General features: G+C 67.8%; 7 protein-coding genes. 3 read left to right on the plus strand and 4 right to left on the minus strand.

Translation table 11 applies throughout. The annotated features are described in order from the left end of the window. The first annotated feature begins 169 nt into the window (after positions 1 to 169). Positions 170 to 871, plus strand: coding sequence for an ABC transporter ATP-binding protein (locus tag AC5RV2_RS12020; protein ID WP_494092518.1), 702 nt, complete (start codon positions 170 to 172; stop codon positions 869 to 871). A 288-nt stretch (positions 872 to 1,159) separates the two neighbouring features. On the opposite strand, the gene AC5RV2_RS12025 is transcribed toward AC5RV2_RS12020, so the two are convergent. Beyond that, entirely contained in the window at positions 1,160 to 2,107 is a 948-nt protein-coding gene (locus tag AC5RV2_RS12025) for a type IV toxin-antitoxin system AbiEi family antitoxin domain-containing protein (RefSeq protein WP_494092519.1), read from the minus strand. A gap of 251 nt (positions 2,108 to 2,358) precedes the next feature. On the opposite strand from AC5RV2_RS12025, the gene metG reads away from it, so the two are divergent. Further along, positions 2,359 to 3,918: a methionine--tRNA ligase gene (metG, locus tag AC5RV2_RS12030; RefSeq protein WP_494092520.1), complete on the plus strand. Its 1,560-nt coding sequence runs from the start codon at positions 2,359 to 2,361 to the stop codon at positions 3,916 to 3,918. 2 nt (positions 3,919 to 3,920) lie between these two features. Here metG and AC5RV2_RS12035 read toward each other — a convergent pair whose 3' ends face one another. After that, the gene (locus tag AC5RV2_RS12035) at positions 3,921 to 4,439 is read right to left on the minus strand and encodes a hypothetical protein (RefSeq protein ID WP_494092521.1); all 519 of its coding nucleotides are present in this window, start codon (positions 4,437 to 4,439) and stop codon (positions 3,921 to 3,923) included. 230 nt (positions 4,440 to 4,669) lie between these two features. After that, complete coding sequence (locus AC5RV2_RS12040) at positions 4,670 to 6,076, minus strand: APC family permease (protein WP_494092522.1); 1,407 nt, start codon at positions 6,074 to 6,076, stop codon at positions 4,670 to 4,672. Between the two features lie 183 nt (positions 6,077 to 6,259). Here AC5RV2_RS12040 and AC5RV2_RS12045 point away from each other — a divergent pair, with 183 nt between their 5' ends. Continuing rightward, positions 6,260 to 6,586, plus strand: coding sequence for a cupin domain-containing protein (locus AC5RV2_RS12045; protein WP_494092523.1), 327 nt, complete (start codon positions 6,260 to 6,262; stop codon positions 6,584 to 6,586). Positions 6,587 to 6,635: 49 nt separating this feature from the next. On the opposite strand, the gene AC5RV2_RS12050 is transcribed toward AC5RV2_RS12045, so the two are convergent. Continuing rightward, a partial coding sequence (locus AC5RV2_RS12050) for an FtsX-like permease family protein (protein WP_494092524.1) occupies positions 6,636 to 8,056 on the minus strand: 1,421 nt, incomplete at its 5' end.

An 8,056-nucleotide genomic window follows, 5' to 3' on the forward strand; every position in this document is an offset into this window, starting at 1 on the left:
AGGCCCGGCGCGGCGAGGCCGGCATCACCGCCGCCGTCGCCCTGCCGCTGGCGGTCATCGGCGCCGTCGTGACCGCCCTGTTTATTGCACCCCATACCGCGGTGTGGGCCGCTGCCGCTGGCATCGCGGCCGTGCTCCTCTGGTTTGTTTTGATGACAAGGACCCGGAAATGATTGAAGAACCCCTGACCCGCGCCGCCACCAAGGAGCGCACCGCGGACCACGCCATGCCGGTGGAGCTGCGAGGCATCACCATCCGGTACGACGGCGGTGCCGAGCCGCTCGTGATTGCCGAGGACTTCGACCTCGGCCTGGAAGCCGGGACCATGCACTGCCTGGCCGGCCGCAGCGGCTCCGGCAAGACCAGCATCCTCACCGTGGCCGCCGGGCTGCAGCAGCCCACGTCCGGCGAGGTGTTCTGGCAGGGCGATGCCCTCAGCACCATGGACGACGACGAGATCTCCGACCGCCGCCGGGCCCTGATCGGCTACGTGGACCAGGGCGGCGCGCTGATCGACGGCATGAGCGCGCTGGAGAACGTCCTGCTGCCGGCCGTGCCCGACGGCAAGGTGGAAGAGCGCACCGAGATGGCCAAGGACCTGCTGGACCTGGTCGGGCTGGGCCGCCGCATGCGCCACCGTCCGGGCCAGCTCTCCGGCGGCGAACGCCAGCGGGTGGCCATCGCCCGCGCGCTGATCCTGGGCACCAAGGTCCTGGTGGTGGACGAGCCCACCGCCAACCTGGACCGCGAACAGGCCAACAAGATCATCCACATCCTGAAGGACACCACCAAGGACGGCATTGCCGTGCTCGTGGCGTCCCACGACCAGGAACTCATCAGGGCCGCGGACAGCAGCACCCGGATGAACTAGGGGCCAGCGCAACGTCCCGGCGGACCGGCGCCCCGCGCAGGTCGGCCCCGTCGGCTCAGGGCACCGCCAAGCCCCAGCACCCGTAACAGGCCGGCGGGCCGGGACGCCGGGAGAGCCTGACCTGCCGGCCCTACGATCCAGGCCGGCGCCCGTTCGCCGCCGTCACCTGGCCGGATTCCCGGCGCGGTGCTTCCGGTGCAGGGTAAATCCTTCAGTGCAGGGTCCATGCCGCCTGCACTGACCGATAAACCCTGCACCGGGCAACGGGACGCGCCGTTCGCCGTTGTCCTAAGCGGCCGGGGGCCGACCGCTTTCGTAGACGGCTCGGTTGTAGGCCCTGGCGATGCGGTTCCTCAGGGTTGCCTCGTGGTCCAGCTCCGGCCAGCGGACGCGGACAAAGCTCCAGCCGCATTCCATCAGCGAAGTTTCTCGTTTCCGCTCTTCCAGCAGGACAAGGTCAGTCGGCGCCCGGCTGTACTTGGTGTCGCCGTCGAACTCCAGGATCAGCATCAGCTCCGGCCATGCCAGGTCTGCTCGATACCGTCCGCTGACTGTGTCAATTCCATACTGCAAAACCGGCGGCGGGAATCCCCATTCGATCACCTTGAGCCGGAGCCTGGTCTCGCCCGCGGATTCGCTCGACTGCCTCGCGGCGGCCACCACCCGGCGGGCTTTGCGGACATTCGCGTAGCCGGCCTGTTTGTCGAGGATCGCAACCATTGCATCCCGACTGGCGCCGCCGCGCAGTGCCGAATCCGCAATGACCGTCGCCACGTCGAAAGGCAGAAGCTTGGCACAGTCGACGACCGTGCGCTCCTTGCTGGTCAAGCGGAGACCGTCCAGCGACGCCACTTCGTGATCGGCAAGCGTCAGCTGGTGCCGGACCGCGCCGGCGGAATTGTCGCCGTGCCTCGTTCCCTGGGCCACGTGGATCTCACTGGTCGCGTTCCAGACATCCATGCCCCACAGGCGGGCAGCCGAGACGTGGGTGTAGACCAGCTCCGAGCGTGTACCAAGATGATGGGCGCGAATCATCCAGACATCGCGGTCCCACGGCTTTAACGTCCGCCAGTACGCTGCCGAGGCATAAACACCGTGCCTTACTCTCACGATGTTCCGCGCCCGGAGCGCTGCAGCTATATCGCTCTCCTCGTAGTTTGAGCGACGCAACTCTGAAAAGGTCATCAACCGGGCCGGAGTGATATCCACCGACCGGGGAGCAGAAGAAGCAGGCATGCCATCAACATGCCTTCACCTCCCGCCCGCCGTCGATCCCGCCGGCCCATCTGTGGACAAAGCGATGGCGGCGCTCCTCGCCTGGCGGCACTGCCGGTGAGGCTTCCGTGGATGAAGCACGACGGCGGCGCTCCTCCCAGGCCACGACCGCCGCCGGCCGTCTCGCTCCACTCAGGGCGACCGACCGACCACGCGCCACCGAGGGCGTCGCACATTTCGACACCGCCGAACGCAGAGGGTAATTTCATAGGGTGACCGCATCCGAGCCCAAGCCCCCGTTCTACATCACCACGGCCATCACGTACCCCAACGGCGTGCCGCACATCGGCCATGCCTACGAGTACATTGCGACCGACGCGATGGCGCGCTTCAAGCGCCTGGACGGCTACGACGTCATGTTCCTGACCGGCACGGACGAGCACGGCATGAAGATCGCCCAGACCGCCGCCAAGGAGGGCATGACCCCCAAGGAATTGGTGGACCGGAACACTGCGGCCTACAAGTCGGCCCATCAGGTCCTGGAGATCTCCTACGACCGGTTTATCCGTACCACCGATGCCGACCACTACGCCGCGTCCCAGGCCATCTGGAAGAAGATGGAAGAGGCCGGGGACATCTACCTGGGCAAGTACGAGGGCTGGTACTCGGTCCGCGACGAGGCCTACTACGCCGAGGACGAGACCGAACTCCGCGACGACGGCAAGCGCTACTCCATCCAGACCGACACCGAACTGACCTGGACCGAGGAGGAGAGCTACTTCTTCCGGCTCTCCAACTACCAGGACAAACTGCTCAAGCTCTACGAAGACCACCCCGATTTCGGCGCCCCGCGCAGCCGCTTCAACGAGGTCATCAGCTTCGTCAAGGGCGGCCTGGAAGACTTGTCGATCTCCCGGACCACCTTCGACTGGGGCGTGCCGGTCCCGGGCAACGACAAGCACGTCATGTACGTCTGGGTCGACGCGCTGACCAACTACCTCACCGGCGTCGGCTACCCGGACACGGAGTCGGAGTCGTTCAAGAAGTTCTGGCCGGCCGACGTCCACGTGATCGGCAAGGACATCTCCCGCTTCCACGCCGTCTACTGGCCCGCCTTCCTGATGTCGGCCGGGCTGGAACTGCCCAAGCGCGTCATGATCCACGGCTTCCTGAACAACAACGGCGTGAAGATGTCCAAGTCGCTGGGCAACGTCGTCGCTCCCGCCGAATGGGTGGCACAGTACGGCCTGGACCAGGTGCGCTTTTTCCTCCTGCGCGAGGTTCCCTTCGGCGCCGACGGCTCCTACAACCACGACGCCGTGGTCGGCCGGATGAACGCGGACCTGGCCAACAACCTGGGCAACCTCGCCCAGCGGTCGCTGTCCATGGTGGCCAAGAACTGCGAGGGCAAGGTCCCGCAGCCCGCAACGCTCGCCGCCGAGGACCACGAACTGCTGGCCCGCGCCGAGCGCCTGCTCGAGAAGTCCCGGGCGGCCTACGAGGTCCAGGATTTCCACGGGTCGCTCGAAGCCATCTGGACCGTGCTCGGCGACACCAACGCGTACTTCGCGGAACAGGCCCCGTGGGTGCTGCGCAAGACCGACGTGGAGCGGATGAACACCGTGCTCTACGTGACGCTCGAGGTGCTGCGCATCGTCTCCATCCTGGTCCAGCCGGTCATGCCCACCGCGGCCGGCAAGCTGCTGGACGTGCTGGGACAGGACGACGACGGCGCCCGCGACTTCGCTGCCATCGGCACGGCTTTGGTGCCGGGCACCCCGCTGCCGGCGCCCACGCCGATCTTCCCGAAGTACGAAGAACCGGCAGAGTAGCCCTACCCGCCCGGCAGGAAGCGGCGGCCCGCAGTAGCGGCCATGATCCGCTCCACCCGCTTCTGTTGGTCCACCGCCTTGGCCTCGAGTTCCTGGAAGCGGGTGGCGTCCAGCCGGTGGTCCCTGGGCGCCAAGACGGTCAGGACCTGCCACATGCACTGCTTGCCGCGCAGGGCGGACAGCAGCGATTCGAGTTCCAGCTGGGCGCCCACCCCGCCCGAAGCGCGCGTGGGGTTGAGCGGATTCACCTTGCTGGCGATGGCGCCGGCCATCGAGCCGAGCTGCTTGAGCTTGTTGCGCCGGTAGCCGAGGCTGCGGTGCAGGGCCTTCAGTTCCTTGCGCTCTGCGGACACCTCGTCGCGCAGCTTCCGAAACTCGGCCTCCTCCGGTGTTCCCGCCCACGACTGGCGGACGGCGTCGAACAACTGCACGCCCGCAGCCGAACCCAGCAGGTGGTAGTCCAGATAGGCGGCGAGGTTCTCCTGGTCCAGTGTCCGGGTCCGGTGTTTCTTGGCGGCCATGGCCTTCCTTCCTGCTGGCTGTCATCACGCCCGCGGCCGTTCTCATCGGGCCGCCGGCGTCGTCGTCACGCGGACGGCCTCCGCCGTCGTTGTTTCACTGTCCTTACCCACCCATGCCCCGGGTCAATCGCCCGAGCTGCGTCAATCGGCCGCTCCGGTCGATCGCCTGGCTTCGGGCAGCCCGCGCGCCTCGGTCAAGCGCCCGGTTCGATCCGTACGCCCCGGTCCCGTCAACCGCCCAGTTCCTCCGGGCTGCGGAACCGCGTCTTCCTGCCGTACGCGCCGCGGTTCCAGAGCCACGTGAGCAGCCACAGCACCAGGCCGAGGCCGATCAGAACGCCGGCAATCTGGTATTCGATGGGATCCTGCGCCCACGGGCCCACCAGGAAGAGGCAGGTGGCCATGCCGAAGTAGGGCAGCACGGTGGGGGTGCGGAAGTGTTTGCGGTCGACCGGTTTCCGGCGCAGGACCAGCACCGCCAGGTTCACGATCGTGAAGACGCCCAGCAGCAGCAGCGCGGTGGTGCCGCCCAGCGCGGCCACGGTGTCGGTGCCCATCAGGTTGGTGACCACGAAGATCAGGACGAACGCAATGAGCGTGGTGAAGATGATCGAGGCCCAGGGCGAGCGGCGGTTGGGGTGGACCTTGCCCAGGAACCGCGGCAGCACGTCCTGGCGCGCCATGCCGTAGAGCAGGCGGCTGGCCATCAGCATGTTGATCAGCGCCGTATTGGCCACGGCGAACATGGACAGGAACGGGTAGATGACGTCCACCGGGAAGCCCGGCGCGCCGACCGACACGACTTCCAGCAGCGGCGTCGGGCTTTCCGACAGCTGCCCGATCGGCACGATGGCCACCGCGGTGATGGACACCAGCACGTACACGATCACTGTGATGCCCAGGCCGGTGAGCATGACCTTGGGGAAGGTCGTGACCGGATCCTTGGTCTCTTCGGCCATGTTCACCGAATCCTCGAAGCCCACGAAGGAGAAGAACGCCAGCGAGGTGGCGGCGGTGATGGCCAGGAAGACGCCCTTGTCCTCCGAGGTCTCGAACACCATGACCCGGCTGAAGTCGACATTGCCCTGGCTCATGGCCCAGAAGCCGATGAAGATCACGATCAGCAGGCCGGTGAACTCCACCACCGTCAGGACCACGTTGAACTTCACAGACTCACTGACGCCGCGGAAGTTGATTCCCGCCAGGACCGCCATGAAGATGATCGCGACCCAAGTCACGCCGGTCTGGTTCCAGTCCAGGTTGAACCCGGCGATGAAGTTCTCGCCCAGGAACTTGGCGGCGGTGGAGGCGGAGGTGATGCCGGAACTGAGCACGGCGAACGTCACCAGGAAGGTGAGGAAATGGACGCCGAAGGCCTTGTGCGTGTACAGCGCGGCCCCGGCGGCCTGCGGGTATTTGGTGACGAGCTCCAGGTAGGAGAACGCGGTGATGGTGGCCACGACGAACGCGAGCAGCAGCGGGGCCCACGCCGCGCCGCCCACCTCGCCGGCCACCTGTCCGGTCAGCGCGTAGACGCCCGTGCCCAGGATGTCTCCCACAATGAACAGGAGCAGGAGTTTGGGTCCTATGGCCCGTTTCAGCTCCGGTTGTTTTTCGGTTGCGGTGGAACCGCTCATGCCTTTCCTCCGTCCACACGGCACTCTGCACTGGTCTTGTGCGGCCAACGTAGCATCAGGGCCCGCAGATGTCTCCGCCGCGGGCGGCCGCCGGGGGAGGCGGGCGGCTTGATTGCCGTTCCTAGGAGTGCGGTCGCGCAGTGGGTAGAGTGTCGGCTACCCGCCGACCGGAAGGCCGCTCCGATGACCTACAAGGCCCTGTCCCTTGCCAGCCTGCGTCCCGCCTCGGGAGCCGCCGTCTTCCATGGCAGCGAACACGGCGCCCACGCATCCTTCTTCGTGAACTCGCGCGGGGCGGAGCGCCACCGCCATCCCTACGAGGAAATCTTCGTACTGCTCGACGGCGAGATCGACTTCACGATCGACGGCCAATCCGGCCATGCGGGCGCCGAAACCGTGATCGTCATCCCGGCCTATGCCTGGCACGAGTTCACGGCCACCACCCCGGACGGCGTGAGGATGGTGAACATCCACCCCGTCGCCGAAATGCAGACCGAATGGGCCAGATAGCCGCCGTCCCGCGCCTGCCGAAGGCCGGGCTGGGACGGCGGCGCTCCGGTCAGACGGTCGCCAAGCCTTCCACGGGGGAGAGGCGGGCGGCGCGGCGGGCCGGGAGCACGGAGGCCAGGAGGCCGGCCACCACGGCCACGGCCAGCACGCCGAGCAGCTGCAGCCATGGGACGTCCGGAACTACGGTGGCGAACGCACCGAGCGCCGACTGCGCGCCCAGCCAGCCGTAGACCGCGCCGAGCACCGATCCGATCAGCGCGGCGACCCCGGCGATGAGCACGGCCTCCAGCGCCAACATTCCGCGCAACTGCGACGTGGTCAGCCCGAGCGCCCGCAGCAGCGACGACTCCTGCGTGCGCTCCAGCACGGAGAGCGAGAGCGTGTTGGCCACACCCACCAGCGCGATCAGCACCGCGACGCCCAACAACCCGGTGACCACCAGCAGCAGCACATCGATCACCTGATTGAACGCGGCACGTTCCACGGCGGCGCCGGACACCTGGTGCTCGTCCACGTCGAGCCCGGCGGCCAGTTCGGTCCGCAGTTCCAGGAGCGCCCCGGCATCCAGGTCCCGGTCCACGGACACCCATAGCTGCGGCAGGGCGGAGTAGTAGTCCGGGGAGTCGGCGGCGGGCAGCTCCGGCACGCCGATCTCGGCGGCCACGGCGGCGGAGATCAGTGGCGGCAGCGTGCGGCTGTCGGCCTCCACCACGCGCAGTTCCTTGGACCCCCGGCTGCCGGTCACGGTCAGAGTCTCCAGGCCCGAGCCCTGTGGCATCAGCACCGTGGTCCCGTCCAGCTCCAGCGAGCCGTCCTGCAGCAGGCCCAGCTGCTCCGGCGCCAGCTGGTACACCCCGATCCGCTGGCCGTGCAGGTCGGCGAAGCCGCCGTTCGTGACCAGACCGGCGGCAGCAACGCCGTCGTACGTCACGGCGGTGGCCGCGGCGGAGGCGTCCAGCGGTTCTCCGCCGAGCGTGAGGTGCCCGACCGCCAGGTCCACCGGATACTCCGCGCCCAGCTGGGCGTCGAAGGCGGTGCGGGCGGTCTGCGCGCCGGTCATCATCATCGCCACCAGCGTCACGCCGATCAGCAGCGCGGTGGCGGTGGCGGAGGTCCGCCCCGGGTTGCGCACCGCGTTCACCGCGGCCAGCTTGCCCGGCACTCCTGCGGGCTTCGCCAGCGTGCCGACGGCGGTGACCAGCGGCGGCACGAACAAGGTGGCGCACAGCAGCAGCCCGACGAAGGAGAGCATGCCGCCGGGCAGGGCAATCAGCAGGTTCGCGGACAGCGCTCCGAAGGCCAGCAGGACGGAGCCGCCCACCGTGAGCGCGACGCCGATCGCGAGCCGGACCTTGCCTTTGCGGTTGCCGGTGCGCGCCTCGTCGGCCTTCTGCCGGTGGATCGAGTTGCGGTCTTCATACGGGAAGACAGCCACCGTTTTGGCGCCCAGTTCGTAGGCCGCGCGGAACG

The sequence above is a fragment of the Arthrobacter sp. Y3225116 genome, from assembly GCF_059091245.1.

What these genes read in the sequence shown, in the direction of transcription:
- AC5RV2_RS12020 (WP_494092518.1), top strand. Translation starts at nt 170, where the DNA reads ATGATTGAAGAACCCCTGACCCGCGCCGCCACCAAGGAGCGCACCGCG.
- AC5RV2_RS12025 (WP_494092519.1), bottom strand. Translation starts at nt 2,107, where the DNA reads ATGCCTGCTTCTTCTGCTCCCCGGTCGGTGGATATCACTCCGGCCCGG.
- AC5RV2_RS12035 (WP_494092521.1), bottom strand. Translation starts at nt 4,439, where the DNA reads ATGGCCGCCAAGAAACACCGGACCCGGACACTGGACCAGGAGAACCTC.
- AC5RV2_RS12040 (WP_494092522.1), bottom strand. Translation starts at nt 6,076, where the DNA reads ATGAGCGGTTCCACCGCAACCGAAAAACAACCGGAGCTGAAACGGGCC.
- AC5RV2_RS12045 (WP_494092523.1), top strand. Translation starts at nt 6,260, where the DNA reads ATGACCTACAAGGCCCTGTCCCTTGCCAGCCTGCGTCCCGCCTCGGGA.